Here is a 20,282-nt window from a genome sequence, read left to right as displayed (position 1 = left end):
CCCTCCTGGACCGACGAGCCCGCTGTCCGCGGAGGCACAGCGAACAGCGACGAGCGAGAGACGGAAGAAAAGACGAACGACAGCGCTTCTCACCCGGCCGACGGCCGCGCGGGCAGGCTGAGGACATGCCCCGGCGTGGCGATCTTCGTGATGGCTTCGCCGAAAATGGCGCTGGGCTGCTGCCCGTCGTGGCGGATGTCGGTGTTCAACAGCACCACGAGGGTCGTCCGCGCCGGCGGCAGATAGACGGTCAAGCACTCGTAGCCCGGCAGCGAGCCGTTGTGCCCGATCCAGCCCTGCACATCGAAGATGCCGAGCCCGTATCCGACGCCGGGGGCGGACGTCGGGGACGCGATGAGCCGCTGCCGTTGCAGGGCCGGGCGGATCAGGACGGTTCCGTCGGGCAGGGTGCCGGTGGCCACCGTGCGCGCCCACACCCGCAGATCCCGCAGATCGGAGATCATCGCGCCGGCCGCCCAGGCCCAGGAGGGGTTCCAGTCGGTCGCGTCCTCGACCTTCCCGCCCGCGGTCTGGTCCGTGTATCCCCGGGCATGCGGGTCCGGGAAGGAGGCGTCGACGGGGAAGCCCGTATGGTCCAGGCCGGCAGGGTGGAGGATGTTCCTCTGGATGAACTCCCCGAGCGGCAGTCCGCCTACCTTCTCCACGACCAGGCCGAGCAGCACGAGATTGGTGTTGCTGTAGTCGAACCGCCGTCCGGGCGGGAACAGCACGGGATGCTTGAAGGAGTGGTCGAGCACCTCCCGCGGGGTGAGGGACCGCCGAGGATCGGACGTCAGCGCCCGGAAGAACGCCTCGTCGTCGGCGTAGTCGAACAGACCGCTGCGCATTCCGGCCAGCTGACGCAGGGTGATCCTGTTCCCGCCCGGCACACCGTCGACGTACTTTCCGATCGGGTCGTCCAGGCCCACCCGGCCCCGGTCGGCCAACTGGAGCAGCGCCGTCACGGTGAACGTCTTGGTCTCACTGCCGATCCGCATGCGCAGGTCCGGCGCCATCGGGCGGCCGTTGTCCTTGTCGGCGACTCCGAACGAGCGTACGTAGCTGCCCTTGCCGGGCGTCCACAGCCCCACGGTGACACCGGGGACGTGCACCTCCCTCATGATCCCCTGAACGGCCGCGTCGAGCTGCCGTTGCACATCGGGCCCGAGGACCGGCGTCTCACCGACCGACGGCCATGTGGAAGAGGGCATATGGGGTACGGCGACGGTGACGGGTTCCCCTTCCTCCGCCCCCCGCACGGCTCCCCACACGGCTCCGGCAGCGATCGGCAGTCCGAGCGCCCCCACGGCGGCGACGATCGCCGCACCTTTACGCAACCGTCCGCACACACGCGCCATGAGCCGACTCCCACTGTGAACAGACCCGCGCTCACACCTGGGACGCAGGCCACGGGTCCCGACGCCAGACTATGAGCGCCCGCGCGACCCCGCCTGTCGGCGTGTCACCCGCACCCCCGGACCGCCCGGACCACCCGGATCCCCCGGACCGCCCGGACCACCCGCACCCCCGGACCGCCCGGATCCCCCGGATCCCCCGGACCGCCCGGACCACCCGCACCCCCGGACCGCCCGGACCGCCCGGATCCCCCGGATCCCCCGGACCGCCCGGACCACCCGCACCCCCGGACCGCCCGGACGGCCCGGACCGCCGGTCCCCCGGAGCCACGACACGCCGACGCCGCGACCGATTCACCCGTTCGCCGACCCCGCGTCCGGGACCGCGACCGGACCACCTTCCCGCCACGCCCGCCGACCGGTCCGCCCGCCGCTCAGGCCGGCCGGCCATCCGGTTCGAACCATCCGCCGGCCGCCGGGAGAACGACCCCCGGTCGACCGGCGCGGGGCCGGCCGACCGCCCTGCCTCGCCTCAGCATCAACTACCGCCCGCAGACGCAGAGTTAACGGGACATGAGGGGCAAAGGCGGCGCCACCCGACACCCGGCCTCCCCCGGGTGGGACGGCCTCGCCGATACGGCCCCGGGCTTCTGACCCCGGGTCGGCTGTCGGGCCGCGCCGAACCGCGCCCCGGCCAAGAAGGCCGCCTGGGTCTGATTGACGAGGCGTCAGTGCCGCCATTACTCCAAAAGGATCCTTCGTAATATTTTCAGCATGTCTGATATGACACACAAGAAGATGATCTGTACGTTCAATCTCGCATCGGCTCACAGCCGACGTCTCTCAGACAGGAGAAGCAACATGGCAACGCGTTCCACTGTGGTGACCGCCGCGCTGGCGGCCGGCGCGGCCCTGGTGGCCACCGGCATCACCTACGCCAACGCCGCCTCGGAGCCGGCTCAGGCGGCCGCGGTCGCGGCCCCCGCTCCCGCCGCTGCTCCGGCGGCGGGCGCTCCGGCCTACTCCGACGGCAGCAACGGCAACGGCAACAACAACGGCAACAACAACAACAGCTACGGCAACAACAACGACAACTCCAAGGGCCACGAGGGTGGCGAGGAGGAGGAGAACGAGGAGGAGGGCCACCACAAGGGCGAGGGTCGTATCTTCGTCAACGAGCGGGAGTACTCCCCCCACGAGAGCAGCTGCATCACGATTGTCAGCGGCCTCGGGGCGAACAGCCTCAACGTCCGCAACGACAGCAAGAAGACCGTCGAGGTCTTCAATGGTGCGACCTGCGACAACGGCGCTCCCATCGCCACTGTCGGTCCTCACAGCTCCAGCAACGGCCTCTTCCCCCGCCGCGTCCGCGGCGGCGTGAAGGTCAGGCACGGTGTGGTGGGCAGCATCCGGATCGTGCACCGCCACAAGGGCTACGACGACTGACAGGGGCACTCGTGTTGCCCACACAACGAGAACCCCGGCCCGCCGGAATCGGGCCGGGGTTCCGGTCTGTGAGGACCGTGACCGGCGCGTCCGCGAGGACCCTGACCGGCCCGTCCGCGTCCCACGCTAATCCTTTGCCGAGGGACCCGCGTGTCGATCACCGGAAAAACGAGACGTTGAGCTAAGAGCGCTTCTGACGGCGCCGCCCTATCGGTCCCCGTGGGGCGCCGCCGTCGTCCCCGCGGATGACGAGCCGCGGGGGCACGACCGTCTCCCGGTCCGGCGCGCCCTCCCCCGCCACACGGGTGACGGCCCGGCCGACCGCCGGTTCCGCCGGCCGGGTGATTCCTCGTGTCCGGTGCCGGCCTGCCGCACTCGGCCAGTGCCTGCCGCACGATCCGGGCCTGCTCGGCGAGCTTCCGGGTCGGTACCTGCCCCGCACCGAAGAGGTCGGGATTCATCACGGCGCGTCGCAACGCGGTGCGCCCGCTCCCGCCGAACCACAAGGGAGGATGGGGCTTCTGGAACGGTTTCGGTTCCATGGCGGCATCGGACAACTGCCAGAATTCGCCGGAGGGCCGCGCTCTACACGGTGAAGTCACCCGAGATCGAAGCCGCCGCGATCGCGGGAACGCCCATGGACTGTGTTCGGCAGTTGCGTGAGGTCGTCGCCGCCGGGGCCGAACTCATCCTGTTCACGCCGCTGTTCGCATCGGCCGAGCACGCCGAACGGCTGGCCTCGGAGGTCATCCCGGAGCTTGGGTAGGTCCACGACTGGCCGTCGGCGGCCCTTGCCGGCGCCGACGGCCGAGCAGTTCGACTCGGCCGTGGCGTCGCCGGTGGGCCCGGCTGCCCGATGCCGCCGTGATCCGCGTCGTGCCGGTCGGCCCGGCTGTCCGATGTCGTCGTGATCCGCGTCGCGCCGGTCGGCTCCGAGGTCCGGGGCTGCGGCGTCCGGCGTACGGCGCGCAGGGCGAGGGAGAGCGCTGGTCGTGGGCAGGCTGGTGGTGGAGTCCCGGAAGCAGTCGTACGGCGGATCGCGGCAGGCAGCCAGGACTCCAGCGTGCGGCCGGGGCGGTGCGTCCAGTCCGCCGAGCCCGCCGGCTCGCGGATCAGCCTGATGCGCACCGGGCATACGCCCAGGCCGCTGCGGTCAGGCGAACCGCTGGTGTTTCGCGACGCCGGCAGCAGTCCGGTTGCGGGGTGGACGGGGAAAGGTAGCCTGAGAAACGACCGGTTCCGCCTGAGTCTTGGAGGTATGCGATGTTTCTCCGACTGCTGCGACGTCGTATGCCGCGCGGGCTTGTCCTTCTCGGCAACAGCCGTCTGATCCGGGGCTTCAGCGGTGGCCACTACGACGGTCACGGATACATGTCCTGACACCGTCCACAAGTCGGACCGGGCCCGCCTCAGAGTCGCTGTGGCGGGCCGACCTTGGAGGGCGTGCGGTGGCGGAGGACGTCGATGCGCTGGGGGCCATCACGCGGATCCTGTCCCCACACTGCCGTGTCACCAGGATGTCCAACGGGGCGCTGATCGCGGACTGGAAGCGGACGCGGTTTCTCGGAATGGCGACGGCGGACATCCGGAAACTCTCTGACGGAAGCTCCGTGGAGCGCGCCGACCTCGTCACCGGGCTCATCCGGGCCGGATGCGCGACGGCCGTCCGAAAGGAGCATTCGGACGTCGAGGTCGGACTCTGGCTGCGCGCAGTGCACCTGCTGATCCGGACCATGGGATTCGGACGGGTCCTGCGGCTCCTGTCCGTGGCAGCCCCGGATTACGTGCGTGCGGACATTCCTTCCGAGCGGGACGTCGCGTGGCTCAAGCGAGCAGTCCAGTCACACGGCCGCAGAAGCTGGTTCGTCAACGACGACTGCAAGGCCGAGGCCGTGACGGCCTTCGTCCTGCTGCGGCGGCGCGGCCTGAAGGCCGTGCTTCACGTCGGTGTGCGCGAGCATCCGTTCGCCCTGCACGCCTGGACCTCTTCGGCGGACCTGTGCATCCCCGACGCCGATCCGCGCGGGCACGCCTTCGCGCCTGTTCTCTCGATCAACGGGGGAGGACAGTGACGTGGAGGCACTGCGCCTCGAGTGGGCCGGTGGCTCACCGAAGCTCTCGGCGGCGGGGCCCATGGTGCGACAGGGGCTCGTGACGACGGTCTCCTCAGGGGCCGGCACCGCGGCGGTCGTCGGGTGGGTCGGCTCCGTCCAGGGCCGTGTCGCGGGCGCGCGCGGTCTCCTCGACGCTTTCGGCCGACCGGGAGCCGTACCGTGCCTGCCGACCGGTGATTATGCGGCCGTCCTGCTGTGCCGCGACCGCATCCTGCTGATGCGGGACCAGCAAGCGCGCATTCCTCTGTTCTTCAGGGAGTCCGGTGGCCGCGTGAGCGCGGCGAGTACCTCGGCGCGCCGCCTGGGCGTCGGAGCAGAGCCGGAACGTCGCTACGTCTGCCGGTATCTGACCGGGAACATGGCTCAACAGCACACGGAGCTCACCCCTTTCGCCGGGGTGCACCGGGTTCTCGGCGGCGAGGTGGTGGAGCTTTCGATGGCCGGGCAGATGCTCCGTCGGGTACGGCTCCGCGTCCCTCAGGCCCACGACCCGTCGATGCCGGCAGCACAGGGCCCACGCCTTGGCGGCGCCGCCAAGGACCTGCGCCTCGCGCTCGAGAACGCCGTCGAACGCCGTATGGGCAGGGTGACGGCATGTCACGTCTCCGGCGGCACCGACTCCACCAGCATCGCCTTGCTCGCGGCGCATCTACGGGCCGCGGGGCGGGGCCCCTCCGGGGACCTTGTCCTGATCGCCGGGCGCTTCGGCAGGGGGGAGCTGGCTGGAGAGCAGCCCTACCTCGACGAGGCGATGAAGGAGATCCGCCGTCACGCGGCCGCGGCCCACCCGGTGATCGTCGACGCCGAGGACGTGGCCGACTTCGACGACTTCCAGGACCACGCGGCAGACGCGGACGAGCCTCATGCGCACGCCTTCCGCGCCCCGTTCTGGCGCAGGCTTCATGCCGCCGCGGCGGAACTGGGCTGTGACACTCTCCTGACCGGCTGCGGGGCGGACCCGATCGTGGACGCCAACCCGTTTCACCTGCACAGGCTGGCCCGCACGGGACAGCTCCGGCAGATGGCGAAGCAGGCACGTGCCTGGGCCGCGGGCAGCGAGCAAGGCGTGTGGGACGTCGTCTCCGCCCATGTGGTGCGGCCGGCTCTTCCGCTGGCAAGCGAGCGGATCGCAGCGTTCGTCCGCCGCCGCGGAACGGTGCTCGGCGGCCTCGGCAACCTCACCCGTCCGCGATGGCTGCGATCCGCATTCGCCCGGGCTCACGGCTATCGGGAGGCCAGCATTGCGGAGAGCCGCTTCATGTTCGGGCGCAGGCCGGAACACTCCTTCTACGACGCGGCCAACTACCTGGCCGCTCCCGACCCGCTGTCCTGGCGTCACGCGGGGCGGGACGGATTCTTCCTCTCGCATCCCTTCCTCGACCCGGAGGTCGTCGCCACGATGCGCCGCCTTCCCGCCGAAGCCACGTTCCTCCCGGGCCGGCCGAAGGCCGTTCTGCGGGAGGCCATGGCGGATCTGCTCCCGCCCCGGGTCCGCGGCAGGAAGGCCAAGATCCCCTTCAACGAGCTCTACGCCCGCGGTCTGCGGACACACGGCGACGAGCTCATCGACCTCTGCCGCTCCGCGAGACATCCGCTGATCGCGGAGATGTTCGACGTCGACACGCTGTGCCGGGCAGTGAGGGAGGCACAGCTCGGAATGGGGGACCCCTACTCATGGGATCGCCTGAACGGCTCGCTCGCCCTCGTGGCATGGCTGGAGCGACTGGACGGGCGGTCTCCCGCGCTCGATACGGCCATGACGGTCATCGCTGGGTCTTGATGTCCCACAGCGTCCGTTCGATCGGGCCCGTCTCGACGTCGACAAGGCCGTAGCGGCTGCCCGAATCCGACGGGGATCGCTCCTCGCCTTTTCGCGCGATGACTGCATCAACGCTTGCGCCATGTGCGCCGAAATCCCAATAGACGGTTACGTAGCGCGCCTCCCTCGTGTGCTCGTCGATCGCATTGTTCTCGTGCACCCTGCCGCGATAGACGACGGCGTCGAGGTCCGGGCTCTTCATCCACCGGGGCACATGCCCACCGTTCCAGGAGTACCCTTCGAATTGAAGCGGCGGCACCAGGCCGAGCCGGTCCTTGCGCGCGAAGCTACCCTTGGCATAGAACGCCACCCGGTCGTACGGCGTGTCGATCGGCAGTTGCACCACCGTTCGGGTGGCGAAGGCGTCGTTTGCGTCGATCCACGCCCCGGGGGGCATAAAGGGCTGCGCGGCCACCAACTCGCCGGGCTGGTGGATCTCCCTGCGGGAGAGCGGGTTCTTCTCCTGGAAATACTTCCACTGCTCGGCATCGGCCCGCCACTGCTGGCGGAGCCGGTCCCTGGCGCTCAACGACACCCGCTCCCCCATGGCGTGGATTTCGGTGCCGAGCACATAGAAACCCACATCGCTGTGGTTCTCGAGACTGATGTCGACCGGCACGGCGAACGCCTTACGGTCCTGGCTCAGCACAGGCGTCCCCATGGTCAGCTTGATAAGAGGCTTGGACCCGTGCTGGAAGGGCTGAAAAAGACTCTGGTAACCGAAATTGGCTGCCGCGATGACCAAGGAGACGATCATCGCCGCGGCCACCCGCTTCGGGGCGGGGATCACGACGGTTGTCCGCCACACCACGAAGACAGCCCATGCGGCACCCGCCGTGAGCATGCCCAACAGCGCCTGGTAGAAGGGGGACTCCCCGCTCTTGCATGTCTCGACGAGGAGCATGGCGTTGGTCAGGAATGCGGCGCTCGCGCCGATCAGAGCGACCAGACCGGAGTAGGCGAAGGTGTTCCAGAACCAGTGGTCCACGACCGCGGCAGCACCCAGCAACGTGGTGAGCGAGACCACGATGAGGACGGCACCGGTGATGCGGCCCGGGAAGGTCAGGGCCCCGCTGAGATCCTCGATGCCGATCCAGCCCAGCCCCAGCGTCGTCAGCAGGAAGACCGGCAGGATCACCACCACGGCCACCGGTGACCGTCTGGTTCTCGTCGTCGGTACCCGTCGCACCCGCGGGTGCGAGCCGACGCCGGACCGGGGCGGAGGCTTCATCTGCTCATCTCCTGACGCCGCGCACCGTACGCGATTCGCCCCAAGAGGACCTGACCCACAGGGTGTCTCCTTCGACCGTCGCCGGGGCGCCGCACGGGTGAAGCGCCGTCTGACGAGCCCCTGCCGGCTGCCTGCGGCACGTGTCTCGCGGTGGCGTCGCGGATCATCCGATCCCCGCAGCGGCTGCAGGAGACCCGGCACATGCCGAGGGCTCGAGCACCATCGTCGGCGGTGATCCCCCGGATCACCATCCGGATGCCTCCGTGCCGCCTACCGAATGGGTTCCTGGTCGACTCCATCAGCGGATACGCCGACCTCGTCCCACGCCTTAAGTACCGCCGCACGCTCCTGCGGCCCGTAGGCGCCGGCGGCGTCCGCCGTCAGCCGGGCGAAGGACGCGAAATCGGCGTCGCGGGCGAGTGCGCCACTGGTGAGCACGTCGTACCAGATACGGCCCGCCCCCGCGGCGCACGTCATGCTCGACCGGCGCCACGCACCGTCTTCCCTGCGGCATCTGCCGTGACGGCATCCGCGCCGCTGAGTCCGGCCGGCCTAGCGGGAGCCCCGGCCGTTCCGGCGCGTCCGGCCCGTGGCCGGGGGACCAGCCGCCGTGCGTCGCCCGCGGTCGATCTGGTCGGCGAATGCCTGGAGCGCGGCCGAACTGTTCGGCGGCAGGACCGCCATCAGCCCCTGGTCCTGCGCCTCGGCCAGCGTGTCCGCCGCTTCGCTGCCCTCGGGGACGTGCACCAGGCGGACATGCCCGTCCCCGGAACCCCGCCGGTCCACCGGGGCGACGGCACCGTGGGTGCCATCGGGCAGAGTCACCCACAGTTGGAAGTCGTCGTACCGGACGAAGTCCGCGCCCTTGACAGGCCAGGGGTAGTGGTGCTCGCCGGGCACCTTGGGAAGGAGTCCCTGGTGGTTGCCGTGGCTCATGGGCACGCATGCGTTGAACAGGGAATCGGTCCACGCCTCCACCCCGTCCGCGTTCTCGATCGGGGTGTGCAGCAGGTCCTCGGCCTCCTCGTATCCCAGCTCGGCGAGGGCCGGCAGGGTCAGAGGGAAGGCGTCGACGAGTTCGGCCGCCTCCCGCCTGAGCCGGTCGACCTTCGCAGGCTCGGCGCAGAACTGCATGCTCCACTCGATGCCCACCCGGGCGCGGTACATCCGCCAGGCGTGCTTTCCCCTGACCCAGAGGCTGCCTCCGTGGTGCATCTCCCAGCGCTCGGAGCCGGCGGGACGGGTCCCGTACGGCAGTTCCTCATCGCTCATCTCGTCGAGGATCTTCCGCGCCGTCTTCTTCGCGGCGCGGAAGAACGACGACTCAAAGCGTTTGGGGTGCTCGACCAGCCGTATCTTCCAAGGGTGGCTCTCCGATTCGATCCCGCCGGGCTTGAGCGTGTCGGGAGTGCGGGACGACGCAAGGGATCCGATGCTGGCCATGACCGACCTCCAGATGCCGACCGCGGCCGTGTCCGGCCCACGGTGCCGGGCGCCCCTGCCTTCATCGTGCGCCCGGGGGCAGGGGTTCGCGCGCCCAAGCCGCCGGGGAGTCCGGTGGACAGGGGCGCGTGGATGGAGGCCGTCAAGTAGGCGACTCCGCAACCGTCGTCCGGAATGGCGGCCTGGGACAGACCGCGGACCTGGGACTGGGTGAACAACTGGCCGGCCCAGGGCGCGGTGCACCGCGTCGTACAGGTCCTCGATGTCGGCGCCGCCGACCCCGAACACGTGGCGCACACCGATTCGGTCCAGCTCGGCGGCCACGTAGTCGGCCAGGCGCATCCGGTCCGTCATGCCGACCTCCGTTCCGTCCAGCCCGGCTCGACGACCAGGCCGGAGGGGCTGTGGAGCTGGAAGTGCTGCCGGTACTGGGCGGGGGTGATGCCGAGAAAGGCATCGAATGCGCGCAGGAACGTTTCGACGTTGGTGAACCCGCATCGACTCGCGATCTGCCCCACCGACAGCTCCGTGGCCTCCAGAAGCTGACGGGCCCGGGCGACACGCAACCGCCGGACGTACTGGCCGGGCGTCATCCCCACCACGCGACGGAACACCCGGGCGAAGTGACGCGGGCTCAGGTTCGCCCGTTCGGCGAGTTCGGATACCGGCAGCACGCGGTGGAGGTTCTCCTGAATCCAGTCCTGCACGACCCGGATCGGCTCCTGATCGGACAGTTGTGCGTTCAGGACCATGCTGTACTGTGCCTGGCCGCCGGGCCTCTTGAAGTACAGCACCAGGAATCTGGCGATCTCCAGGGCACAGCCCGGACCGTGATCGCCCTCCACCAGAGCCAAGGCCATGTCGATGCCGGTGGACACGCCCGCGGAGGTGACATAAGGCCCGTCCCGGATGAAGATCGGCTCGGGATCCACGGTCACCTTGGGATAGCGACGGGCCATCTGCTCCCAGAACGCCCAGTGCGTGGTGGCCCGCCGTCCGTCCAGAAGACCGGCCTCGGCCAGCAGGAACGCCCCTCCGCACACGGACGCCACGCGGCGGGACCGCTCGGCGGCGGACCTGATCCACGCGATGAAGGAGCAGTCGCGCAAGGCCTGCTTCAGGCCCGGCCCGCCGGGAACGAGCAGCGTGTCGATCGTCCCCTCCGCCGCCTCCAGCGGCTCCGCCTGGACGACCAGGCCCGTGGAGGTGGGCACTGAGGGCGCGTCAGGGGAGACACACTGCAAGCGGTAGGCACTGTCTCCGGATGACAACCGGTTCACGCTGTCGAAGACTTCGAGCGGTCCGCTGACGTCCAGTGTCTGGGCACCGGGGTAGACCGCGATGACAACACGTCGTTCCTTCACGATCACAGACTGTTCCCAGCGGCGAGCCGTCCGCAAGGACAGGTTGTTGACGTTTCCTGCCACGCCTCCACTCACCCCGCTCACCAGGAGCAAGACCCCGAGGGGCGCCGGGTGAAACCGGTCACCGCCGAGGTGACACGTGTCTTCCGGATCCGGACCCGCGTCCGCTCACCGGCCGGGGTCCCGCACGTGACCTCACAGCATGTGCATCACGGCGCTGAGTCCGGGCCCGGGCCGCGCCGCTCCTCGTCGGTGCGGGCGGCTCGGTGGATCCTGCGCAGTTTGACGGCGAAGGCCACTGCGGAGGCGCCGAACAGCACACCTGTGATGATCAGCCATCGGCCGAGGTAGACACTTTCGGACAGCCGGGTGGCGCCGGGGTAGGGCACGGACAGAGCGAAGATGAGAGGGAACCAGACGAGCAGGAGCACGCCGGAGAGGAAGGAGGGGACGCGCAGGTAGTTGATCCACGGCAGCTGCGGTACGCGGATGGTGCGGTGTCGCAGCACGGCGGGGGCCGTCAGGTCGGCGAGCGAGTAGAGCGGGAGCAGGATCAGGTCGTGGACGACCGCAGCGCCGACGAACCAGACCGCCACCGCGAGCGGCCGGAGGGCGAACAGACGCACCATGGCGTAGGCGGTGAGGGCGAACGAACAGATCAGGACGAGCAGGTGCAGGGGGTTGGATCCGTACCAGCGGACGAAGCGTGCCATGATCACGCCCTGAAGGTGAGCCGGTGCACCCACTTGGTGTTGTTCACCCCGGGGTTGGCCGGGACGATGACACGCGCCGGGTAGCCGTGATCGATCGAGAGGTCCGCGCCGTTGACGCGCAGGGCGAGCAGCGCTCGGGGGTCGTGGATCTGATTGCCCCGCAGTACGACCGAGCTGTAGGGGCCCGGCGGCTGGACGGACTCCACCAGTACGCGTGAGGCACGGGGCAGCCCGGCCATGGCGGCCAGATCCGTCAGCCGTAGGCCGCTCCAGTGCTGATCGGGGGTGGACCACCCCTCCACACACGCGATCGGCAGCGCGGCGGCATGCTGACGCATCGCCAGGAGCTGTCCTCGGGTGAACACCAGGGATGGCCCATGACCGCTGATCTCCAGCCGCCAGTCCGGGCCCACACGCGCGCGGGTGACGCCGACGGCGGCGGCTGTCTTGTTGATCTGAAAACCGTTCGGTCCGCGTCCCGGATCGCGGTTGTGCGGCGCGAGCAGGGCGCTCTCCCGCAGTCGCCCGCCGATGCTCTGGCCGGCGGTGACCACGAGCAGGAGCAGCGATCCGGCCCCCACCATTCCCACGGCGCCGCGACGCGTCATGGTCGGTGCCTGAGGAGCGATGGCGACCAGGCCGTCGGGGTCGGGAGGCTCGGGCCGGGTATGGGCGAGGTCGGTGCGCAGTTCGGCGGCCAGGCCGCGGGAGCGCAGGGCGCGCGTCATCCGGCCGAGTCTGATGCTGACGTGGACGACGAAGGCGGCGATGAACACCCAGGCCCCGTAGAAGTGCAGAGTGTAGAAGGAGCCTGGGAAGACGTAGAAGAGCTGGATGTTGAAGATGCCGGTCACGAACTCGAAGATGACCCCGCCCACCAGCATCAGCAGGGACAGCCGTTCCAGACCGTGCGCGACGGTCCGCACCGGCGGCCACTCGAACAGCCTGGGGATGACGGACCACAGCTTGCCCAGCAGCACCGGCACCAGCGTCACGCCGAGCGTGACGTGCACGCCCTGGGTCAGCCGGTACAGCCAGTACGGGTGCGTGGGCCAGTCGAAGAGATAGAAGCCCAGAACGCCTTTGTCCGGAGTCTGGTCGTTGAGCGGGCCCAGATCGGGGTTGTACGCGGCATAGGAGAGCATGCCGGTGATGAAGATCAGCGGGATGCCGGCCAGCAGGACCAGGCCGAATACGGACGTCAGCCAGGGACCTCGGATCGGGCTGCGCCAGAACTCGGGGCGGAATGGCCCCGGTGGCGGTGGAGCCTGCCCGACCCGTCGCCCGACGGCTCGCAGGCGGGTGGCAGCCCGGTCGGTGAGAGCCGCCGCGGCGACGCGTGCCCGTCTGAAGCGCTCCCGCGCGTGCCCTTCGTCCGTCGCGGGCCGGGGCACGCCGGACCCCTTCGGCGGCGGCGGTCGTCCGCCATCGTCCATCGGCCGTCTCCTCCGTCTCCGGGCGTCTCAGGGGGCCGACGACCGGGCGCGATCAGTGTCCGACGCGGCAGGCACGTACGACCTGGCGCAGGTCTCCAAACTGACACAGGTCCCGGCGCCAGGCCGAGTCCGGCGGGTATGGGAGTGTCTGCCGCCAGCCAAACGGCGGAGCCGTCGCTCGGCACGGGTCGACCGGTCCCCGGCAGGTGGCCTCATGACGGCCAGGGGCGGCTCCTCGGCGCAGGGCACCACGCGGCCGCCCTGTCCGGCCGCAGCGGGCCGTCCGGGGAGCTCGGCTGGTTTCCTCGTGCGCGTCGGCGGCGGAGGCCTTGGTGCTGGTTCCCGAGTTCGCCCTGATCACCGGTCTTCGCTTCACGGTGTTACCCCTGGTCGTGTTCCGGCGCCGCCGCTGACGTCGTGGTTGCGGACATGATCGGCGGCCTGGATCGACGGTCCTTGCCGCGCCGCCGGCCGGTCCCTGAAACGGACCGTCGACGCCGACCCGGCGCCTTGTGGCCGGACGTTCAGCGCCACGGCTCGCGGCGGCGGACGACGCCGGGCACCCGGCCGGCTTCCGCGACGGGTGTCAGGTGGGCGGCAGGCCCCGGCCGCGGCGTGGCTCCAGAAGGTCCCGTGCCGGGGCGGCGCGCAGACAGGCCCCGAGCGCGACGCACACGACGGCCGTGCCATACGCCCACTCCTGGAGGGGGAAGCCGGGCAGCGTCGGGCCACCGAGGTAGAGAGCGGTGCCGGCGACGGTGACGCTCAGCCACTCCCAGCGGCCGTCGAGCGCGACGAGGCCGACGACGAGCAGCGAGTACCAGGGGTAGTTGGGCGAGATCAGCAGCAGAGCGGCGCCGGTCAGCGACAGGGCGCCGCGCCAGGGGCGGGCCGGGTCGCCGCGCCACCACACGTACAGGGCCGTCAGCGTGAGCAGCACGATGACCGTCACTCCTGCGGCGGTGTCCGGCAGCAGCAGTCGCAGCAGGGCGAAGCGGTGCACGTCACCGGGCTCGTAGCCCTCCTCCTGGAGATAGCCCGGCAGGTAGCCCAGGACGCCCGCGCCGGAGGCGACGACGTAGGGCAGATACACGAGCGTGGCCACACCGAGCGCCGTCGAGAGCAGGCGTGCCACCCGTGCGGGACTGCGCTGTCCGGACAGGGCGCCCGGCAGCGCCAGAACGGGCAGCAGTTTCACGGCGATCGCCGCGCCGAGGAGCGCGCCACGGCGAGCCCCCGCCGTGGCGGTGCCGAGGGCGAGCACGGTGAGCAGAACACCGAGGGTGTCGACGTGAGCGTTGTTGACCGCTTCGAAGGGGACGGCCGGACACCAGCCCCACAGGGCGGTCCGGGCAGCGGCTCCATGCGGGTCGCCGCGTCGGCGCAGCACCGTGAGCAGGGCCACGGTGGTGCCGAAGGCCAGGATGGCGCCGCCGGCCTGGAGCGGCTTGTGGCGGCTGTCGGGCGGTGAGAGGGCGTGGACGGTGAAGAACCAGCCCTCGGCGACGGGCGGGTAGAGGGTGGGGACGGTGGGGCGATTGATGCGGACACACAAACCGCTGTTCGTGCGCGTCAGTCCCCAGCCCTGGCAGGAACCTTGGGTGGGGAAGAGCCAGTCGTCGCGCAGCTTGGCGAGTGCGGATGCGGCGGGCGGATGGGCATACGGGGAGATCCCGTCGGCCTGGACGCGGCCGTCCCAGGCGTAGCGGTACATGTCGTCGCTGGTGCGGGGCGGCGCCGCGAGCGCGGCCACCGCCACGGCGGCCGCCCCGGCCAGGACCAGTCCGGTCGCGGCGCGCGCCGGGGCCCTGCGTACGGCCCACACCGAGGCGGCGAACAGCGTCCAGGCGACGGCGTACCCGGCCAGCAGGCGGCCGGGGCGGCTCTGGTTGTCGCCTGCGCGGACGGTGTCGAAGACGACGGCGGTGAGGGCAGTGAGGAGGACCGCGGTGCCGATGGTGCGGATACGGGCCGTTGCGCGGCTCATGGGTGCGGCAGGCTGACTGGGCAGCGGCCGGGGCGAATGGTGGTGCGGGGCGGCGGTGTCGCTCATGGGTGTTCGGGCCTTCCGGTGACCGTGGGGTGCCCGTCGCGATGACCGGGCTGCGGGCGCCGCAGTTCCACGAACGGGCGGCCGTCGGCCGTCCACCGGCCGGTGAGGATCCAGCCCGCCACGTCGGCGGCATTGAGCAGGGCGTTGGTGCCGAGGCGGGCCCAGGGGAAGGGGCGGCCGTGCCGGCCGTGGTCGTCCTCGACCCGGACGGTGAGGCGCTCGTCCACGTCGTGCGGAGCAGCCTCCGCGAGCAGGCGCCCGCCGGGCGCGACCACGGCTCGCAGACGGGCAAGGAGTGCGACCGGATCGCCACCGATGCCGACGTTGCCGTCCATCAACAAGGCAGTGCCCCAGCGGCCCTCTTTCGGCAGCCGGTCGAAGACGGACCGGCGCACGGCCGCACCCCCGCGCTGGCGGGTCCGGGCTACCGCGGACGGGCTGACGTCCACGCCGAGCGCCCGTACGCCCTCGGCAGCCAGCGCCGCCACCAGACGTCCCGGCCCGCAGCCGACGTCGAGAACGGGGCCGGCGCAACGATGCAGGACGCCGGCGTCGGCGGCGTCGGGGGCAGCGCACCAGCGCTCGACTTCCAGCGGCAGCAGTTCTTCTTCCCCTCCGGCGGGGTCCGAATGGGCCGCAGGCGCCAGGCGGCGCAAGAAGAGCGGCCCGCGGCCGGTGCGCACGGCATCGGCGTAGGGGTCATCCGTCCACGGCTCGCCCGGTTCGGCTGAACCGAGCAGATCGGCGGCATGGGTGTGCGCGAGGGTCCTGGCAGGCCGTGGGTCGCGGGTCTGCGGATGCCGTCGGACCGCAGTGCGCGTCGTCCACTCGGTGGAGTCAGGGTCCTTACCGCTTGCCGGGCCCATCACCACCCAGCCGCCGCGAGCGAGTTCAGCGTTGCGGCGAAGCGTGAGCCGGGCAGGCAGCACGCGGCGACCGCAGCGGCGTCGGCGGCGGTGTCCACATCGCGCAGCACCGGCAGGTCGATCACGCTCAGCCCCGCCTCCACCAGTCGGCGCCGCTGCATCGCTCCGGTGCGGTCGGTGGACATCGGCACGCCCCGTACGAGGGCGCCGGCGCGCGCCGGATCGGCGAAGCCCAGCGCCCAGAAACCGCCGTCCGCGGCCGGCCCGAACCAGGCGTCGGGGCCGTCGCCTGCGGCGCCCGCGATAAGTTCCGCGGTCAGTTGGGGGGTGTCCATGCCGATCAGGAGGGCCGGCCCGCGGTCGCAGTGGGCGAAGGCGGCCGCGATCCGCTCGTCCAGACCACCGGCCTCCTGAGGCACGATGTCGATGCCGGGTGGCAGCCAGGGACCGGCGGCACCGTCGAGTACGAGGACACGGCGCCGGGCGGGGGCCTTGAGCACCGTGTGCAGGGTGTCGGCGAGGGCGGCCCCGGCCAGAGCGGCCGCCTGCCGGGGCGTGTAGGGCGGGGTGAGCCGTGTCTTGACCCGCCCCGGGACGGGTTCCTTGGCGATGACCAGCAGCGTGGGCGGGTCCGAGGACCGGTGCCGGGCGCTCACCGTCCGCTTCCCCGGGCGGTTGCCGCGGACACCGGGTCGGCGGCGGGACGTTCGGCGAGGACGGCGCGCATGTCCCGTACCGCTTGCCAGGTGCCGCGCCAGGTGCCGGTGACCTTCGAACGGCCCGTGCGCGGCCGGTACGGCACATCCCTCTCCACCACCCGCCAGCCGGCGTCGGCGGCACGGATCACCATCTGCAGTGGATAGCCGGAGCGCCGATCGGTCAGGGCCAGGGCGAGCAGGGATTCGCGGCGGGCGGCGCGCATCGGGCCCAGATCGTGCAGCCGCAGTCCGGTGCGTCGGCGGATCAGGCGGGCCAGCTCCAGGTTGGCCAGCCGCGCATGCAGGGGCCAGGCACGGCGTGTGACGGGCCTACGGCGGCCCACTACGAGGTCTGCGGTGCCGTCGAAGACGGGCCCGGTGACGGCGGGCAGCAGCGCCGGGTCGAGGGAGGCGTCGCAGTCGCAGAAGCAGACGACGTCGGCCGTGGCGGCCGTCAGGCCCGCGTGGCAGGCGGCGCCGAAGCCACGGCGCGGCTCGTGGACCACATGCGCCCCGAGGGCACGGGCGATGTCCGCCGAGCGGTCGGTGGAGTCGTTGTCGACGACGATTGCGCGCCAGCCCGACGGGACGCGGTCCAGCACCCACGGCAGGGCCTCCGCTTCGTCGAGGCAGGGCAGCACCACATCCACAGGAGCGGGTGAAGAGCAGGATGTCTCGATCACCCCACTCACCCTACGTGGACAAAGACGATAAAAGGGATCTAGTACGCCTATGGATCGCTGACGTCCGCCAGCACTCCCGCCGACGGCCGAACGCCGGTGCGAGACTCGGCGGCGGAACGCGTACCGGCCTTGGACGACGACCGCAGCCGACCCGCACACTCCTCCAGTACGCCGACGCGCTTCCTCCTCCACGCAGGCGATCGGCAGCTCCACGTGACGAGCCCGCGGACCGGTTCCGGCCGGCCGCGCTCTCGTCGCCGATACCGCGGGCGCCTGTACGCACTGGTATTCCTCGAGCACGGCACCCGCAGACTCCACCTCACCGGGGTCACCGCCCACCCACGCGCCGCAGGCGCCGCGGGTCCGCGAAGGCTCCTACGCACCCGCGTCCTCGGCGGAGTCGTCAACGAGTACAGATGCGCCGCTTGAGCTGCCGCGATGACTTTCCGAGCCCCACAGGCTTCGTCCCGCCCGGAGGCTCTCCTCGGTTCACCGCCCGACGCTCCGCCGGCCGAATCCCGCGCCCTCCTGGCGTGAACAGGGAGTCCACGCGAGAGGAATCTTTGACATGGACACTTCCCCTAAGTGGTTGTGGGCTGTACCAAATGAGAGCCAGCTTTCCCGCTCAGGGAGGTTCCGTGAGACGCATCAAGTCGCTATCAGCCCTTGCCACGCTGAGCGTCGCGATCATGTTCAGCCTGGTACTGACCGGTCCGGCACAGGCTGCCGGACCCTCGTATGCCGCGTTGGGAGACTCGTACTCAGCCGGCAACGGCGCAGGGAACTACGACAGTTCGAGCGGCGACTGCCACCGCAGCTTCAGCGCCTACCCCTACCTCTGGAAGAACGCCCACGCCCCGTCCTCGTTCGCCGACACCTCCTGCTCGGGCGCCCTCACCACGGACGTCACGAACTCCCAGCTCGGGCCGCTGAACTCCGCCACCGGGCTGGTCTCCCTCACCATCGGCGGCAATGACGCGGGCTTCTCCGACGTCATGACCACCTGCGTGACCGGCTCGGACTCCGACTGCGTCAACCGGGTCAACCAGGCCGAGAGCTACGCCCAGAACACGCTTCCCGCCCGCCTGGACGCCACCTACGACGCGATCCGCGCCAAGGCGCCCAACGCCAAGGTGGTCGTGCTTGGTTACCCGCGCATGTACACCCTCAACGTCTACTGCGTCGGCCTCAGCGACACCAAGCACCGCAAGATCGACGAGGCCGCGGACGTCCTCGACAACGTCATCGCCAACCGGGCCGCCGCCCACGGCTTCGTCTTCGGTGATGTGCGCACCACCTTCAACGGCCATGAACTGTGCTCCGGCGACGGCTGGCTGCACTCCCTGGTGTACTCGCCGAGCTGGGAGTCGTACCACCCCACCGCCACCGGCCACGCGAGCGGCTACTACCCCGTCCTCAACGCGAACAGCTGATCCCTCCCGCGACCGAACCGGCGCCTGGCAGGGCCCTTGTCCGTCGCCTCCGGCGTCAAGGGCTCTGCCCCAACTCGCCGGCACCGGCCCCGACTCGGCTCTGTCAGACCCGTAAGCGTGCCCTGGAGCACGAGAAGACCTCCCAGCTCCATGGCCCGTTGACCAAGGGCGGGTCCTCAACGACGAGTTCACCGTCGAACTCCACCCGTGTAGCCCCACCATGCGCTGTCATGAACGCAATCAACCACTGGCTCTGATCACTTGCCCGCGAAGGGTGCAGTCGCACCCAGGCGGCCGAGACCGCCGACTCCTCGCAGTGCGCGTCACGGCACCCGTTGTACCCATCGTCAGACCAGAACCGAGGAAGGACACATGGCCGCAGCTATCACGCCCGGGCGCAGACCCGGTGCAGGTTTGCGTCTGCGTCGCACACTCGCCACGGTGGCGGGACCGCTTGCCGCCTCCCTGTGCCTGCTGTTCTCCCTGCCAGGCGTCGCCTCAGCGAAGACCGCCCCGGGCCCAACCCCGACGCCCGTGACACACCCGGAGGACGACTACGCCGGATCGGGGCTACAGCGGCTCGGCCGGCGTGTCCCGCACTCCACCGCGCTCGCCGCCTCCGTGAGCACCGGACCCGCCGGTCTCGACGTCAGCTCCTACCAGGGAACGGTGGACTGGGCGGCCGTCAGGCGCGACGGGGGTACGTTCGCCTACGTCAAGGCCACCGAGGGGACCACGTACACCAACCCCGATTTCTCCCAGCAGTACAGCGGCTCGTACAACGCCGGGCTCCTCCGCGGCGCCTACCACTTCGCGCTGCCCAACAACTCCGGCGGGGTGGCGCAGGCCGACTGGTTCACCAGCCACGGCGGCAGCTGGTCCGCCGACGGCAAGACCCTGCCACCGGCACTGGACATCGAATACAACCCCTACGGGTCCACCTGCTACGGGCTGAGCCAGAGCGCGATGGTCTCCTGGATCCGCGACTTCAGCAACGAGGTCCACGCCAGGACCGGGCGCTATCCGACGATCTACACCACCACCGACTGGTGGACCACCTGCACCGGCAACAACAGCAGCTTCGGCGTCACAGATCCGCTGTGGATCGCCCGCTACTCCAGCAGCCCGGGCGTGCTGCCCGCCGGCTGGTCCAGCCAGACCATCTGGCAGTACGCCGACTCCGGTGTCCTCCCCGGTGACCAGGACACCTTCAACGGCACCTCCACCGACCTGCAGGCCTTCGCCAAGGGCAGCGGTTACACGCCGCCGCCGGCCACCGGCTGGCCCACCGTGCGGCAGGGCTCGACCGGCGAACGCGTCAAGACCGTGCAGTACCTGCTCGACGCGCACGGCGCTTCGCTCACCGTGGACGGCAACTTCGGTCCCGCCACCGACAGCGCGGTGCGCTCCTTCCAGTCCGCCCACGGCCTCACCGTGGACGGCATCGTCGGATCCGACACCTGGCAGGCACTGATCACCACCGTGCAGCAGGGCTCCGCCGGGCCTGCGGTCAAGGCCGTGCAGAGCCAGCTCGACGCGCACGGCGCTTCGCTCACCGTGGACGGCAACTTCGGTCCCGCCACCGACAGCGCGGTGCGCTCCTTCCAGTCCGCCCACGGCCTCACCGT

At 70.6% G+C, this 20,282-nt stretch carries 17 protein-coding genes and 1 pseudogene; 6 read left to right on the top strand and 12 right to left on the bottom strand.

Annotation, left to right across the window (positions count from 1 at the left end):
• Positions 1–89: 89 nt before the first annotated feature.
• Complete coding sequence (locus tag ACIP94_RS27570) at positions 90–1,358, bottom strand: serine hydrolase domain-containing protein (RefSeq protein ID WP_402431131.1); 1,269 nt, start codon at positions 1,356–1,358, stop codon at positions 90–92.
• 858 nt (positions 1,359–2,216) lie between these two features.
• Here ACIP94_RS27570 and ACIP94_RS27565 point away from each other — a divergent pair.
• On the top strand, positions 2,217–2,801 hold the full coding sequence (locus tag ACIP94_RS27565) for a hypothetical protein (RefSeq protein WP_402431128.1): 585 nt from the start codon (positions 2,217–2,219) through the stop codon (positions 2,799–2,801).
• Here the strand turns inward: ACIP94_RS27565 and ACIP94_RS27560 are convergent.
• Entirely contained in the window at positions 2,789–3,403 is a 615-nt protein-coding gene (locus tag ACIP94_RS27560; RefSeq protein ID WP_402431125.1) for an LLM class flavin-dependent oxidoreductase, read from the bottom strand. The genes ACIP94_RS27565 and ACIP94_RS27560 overlap by 13 nt on opposite strands.
• On the opposite strand from ACIP94_RS27560, the gene ACIP94_RS27555 reads away from it, so the two are divergent.
• The 3 genes from ACIP94_RS27555 (at position 3,394) to ACIP94_RS27545 (ending at position 6,695) form a co-directional block, all read left to right on the top strand.
• Complete coding sequence (locus ACIP94_RS27555) at positions 3,394–3,567, top strand: hypothetical protein (RefSeq protein ID WP_402431122.1); 174 nt, start codon at positions 3,394–3,396, stop codon at positions 3,565–3,567. The two genes, ACIP94_RS27560 and ACIP94_RS27555, sit on opposite strands and share 10 nt — an antisense overlap.
• 682 nt (positions 3,568–4,249) lie before the next feature.
• Positions 4,250–4,873 carry a lasso peptide biosynthesis B2 protein gene (locus tag ACIP94_RS27550; RefSeq protein WP_402431119.1) on the top strand — a complete coding sequence of 208 codons (624 nt, stop codon included), beginning with the start codon at positions 4,250–4,252 and terminating at the stop codon, positions 4,871–4,873.
• 1 nt (position 4,874) lies between these two features.
• Positions 4,875–6,695 carry an asparagine synthase-related protein gene (locus ACIP94_RS27545; RefSeq protein ID WP_402431116.1) on the top strand — a complete coding sequence of 607 codons (1,821 nt, stop codon included), beginning with the start codon at positions 4,875–4,877 and terminating at the stop codon, positions 6,693–6,695.
• Here the strand turns inward: ACIP94_RS27545 and ACIP94_RS27540 are convergent.
• The 10 genes and pseudogenes from ACIP94_RS27540 to ACIP94_RS27495 all read right to left on the bottom strand — a co-directional run bounded on the left by ACIP94_RS27540 (position 6,679) and on the right by ACIP94_RS27495 (position 17,221).
• Positions 6,679–7,884 (bottom strand): hypothetical protein, encoded by a 1,206-nt coding sequence (locus ACIP94_RS27540; protein ID WP_402431113.1) that lies wholly within the window; start codon positions 7,882–7,884, stop codon positions 6,679–6,681. The two genes, ACIP94_RS27545 and ACIP94_RS27540, sit on opposite strands and share 17 nt — an antisense overlap.
• 351 nt (positions 7,885–8,235) lie before the next feature.
• Positions 8,236–8,460, bottom strand: a pseudogene (locus ACIP94_RS27535) (M4 family metallopeptidase); the annotation flags it as partial.
• Positions 8,461–8,517: 57 nt separating this feature from the next.
• Complete coding sequence (locus tag ACIP94_RS27530) at positions 8,518–9,408, bottom strand: DUF6424 family protein (protein ID WP_402431110.1); 891 nt, start codon at positions 9,406–9,408, stop codon at positions 8,518–8,520.
• A gap of 350 nt (positions 9,409–9,758) precedes the next feature.
• The gene (locus ACIP94_RS27525; RefSeq protein ID WP_402431107.1) at positions 9,759–10,772 is read right to left on the bottom strand and encodes a GlxA family transcriptional regulator; all 1,014 of its coding nucleotides are present in this window, start codon (positions 10,770–10,772) and stop codon (positions 9,759–9,761) included.
• 209 nt (positions 10,773–10,981) lie between these two features.
• The gene (locus tag ACIP94_RS27520; protein WP_402431104.1) at positions 10,982–11,485 is read right to left on the bottom strand and encodes a hypothetical protein; all 504 of its coding nucleotides are present in this window, start codon (positions 11,483–11,485) and stop codon (positions 10,982–10,984) included.
• Positions 11,486–11,487: 2 nt separating this feature from the next.
• Positions 11,488–12,921 carry a molybdopterin-dependent oxidoreductase gene (locus ACIP94_RS27515; protein WP_402431101.1) on the bottom strand — a complete coding sequence of 478 codons (1,434 nt, stop codon included), beginning with the start codon at positions 12,919–12,921 and terminating at the stop codon, positions 11,488–11,490.
• A gap of 586 nt (positions 12,922–13,507) precedes the next feature.
• Positions 13,508–14,974, bottom strand: a complete 1,467-nt coding sequence (locus tag ACIP94_RS27510; RefSeq protein ID WP_402431098.1) for a glycosyltransferase 87 family protein — start codon at positions 14,972–14,974, stop codon at positions 13,508–13,510.
• The gene (locus ACIP94_RS27505) at positions 14,971–15,657 is read right to left on the bottom strand and encodes a class I SAM-dependent methyltransferase (protein ID WP_402431094.1); all 687 of its coding nucleotides are present in this window, start codon (positions 15,655–15,657) and stop codon (positions 14,971–14,973) included. The genes ACIP94_RS27510 and ACIP94_RS27505 overlap by 4 nt, the downstream gene beginning before the upstream one ends.
• Before the next feature lie 182 nt (positions 15,658–15,839).
• Complete coding sequence (locus tag ACIP94_RS27500) at positions 15,840–16,496, bottom strand: DUF2064 domain-containing protein (protein WP_402431091.1); 657 nt, start codon at positions 16,494–16,496, stop codon at positions 15,840–15,842.
• Complete coding sequence (locus ACIP94_RS27495) at positions 16,493–17,221, bottom strand: glycosyltransferase family 2 protein (RefSeq protein WP_402431088.1); 729 nt, start codon at positions 17,219–17,221, stop codon at positions 16,493–16,495. The genes ACIP94_RS27500 and ACIP94_RS27495 overlap by 4 nt, the downstream gene beginning before the upstream one ends.
• Before the next feature lie 689 nt (positions 17,222–17,910).
• Between ACIP94_RS27495 and ACIP94_RS27490 the strand changes: the two genes are divergently transcribed.
• Positions 17,911–18,654: an SGNH/GDSL hydrolase family protein gene (locus tag ACIP94_RS27490; RefSeq protein ID WP_402431373.1), complete on the top strand. Its 744-nt coding sequence runs from the start codon at positions 17,911–17,913 to the stop codon at positions 18,652–18,654.
• 441 nt (positions 18,655–19,095) lie between these two features.
• Positions 19,096–20,282 (top strand): GH25 family lysozyme (locus ACIP94_RS27485; protein WP_402431085.1); only part of this gene is annotated, 1,187 nt, incomplete at its 3' end.

It is taken from the genome of Streptomyces sp. NPDC093261 (genome assembly GCF_044753645.1).
Lineage (GTDB): Bacteria > Actinomycetota > Actinomycetes > Streptomycetales > Streptomycetaceae > Streptomyces.
The sequence above is the reverse complement of the archived record's forward strand: the minus strand, read 5'-3'. Positions and strand labels throughout refer to the sequence as shown.

Excerpts from the sequence above, each read along its gene's own strand:
- ACIP94_RS27570 (WP_402431131.1), bottom strand. The coding sequence starts at position 1,358 with ATGGCGCGTGTGTGCGGACGGTTGCGTAAAGGTGCGGCGATCGTCGCC.
- ACIP94_RS27565 (WP_402431128.1), top strand. The coding sequence starts at position 2,217 with ATGGCAACGCGTTCCACTGTGGTGACCGCCGCGCTGGCGGCCGGCGCG.
- ACIP94_RS27530 (WP_402431110.1), bottom strand. The coding sequence starts at position 9,408 with ATGGCCAGCATCGGATCCCTTGCGTCGTCCCGCACTCCCGACACGCTC.
- ACIP94_RS27520 (WP_402431104.1), bottom strand. The coding sequence starts at position 11,485 with ATGGCACGCTTCGTCCGCTGGTACGGATCCAACCCCCTGCACCTGCTC.
- ACIP94_RS27515 (WP_402431101.1), bottom strand. The coding sequence starts at position 12,921 with ATGGACGATGGCGGACGACCGCCGCCGCCGAAGGGGTCCGGCGTGCCC.
- ACIP94_RS27510 (WP_402431098.1), bottom strand. The coding sequence starts at position 14,974 with ATGAGCGACACCGCCGCCCCGCACCACCATTCGCCCCGGCCGCTGCCC.
- ACIP94_RS27490 (WP_402431373.1), top strand. The coding sequence starts at position 17,911 with ATGTTCAGCCTGGTACTGACCGGTCCGGCACAGGCTGCCGGACCCTCG.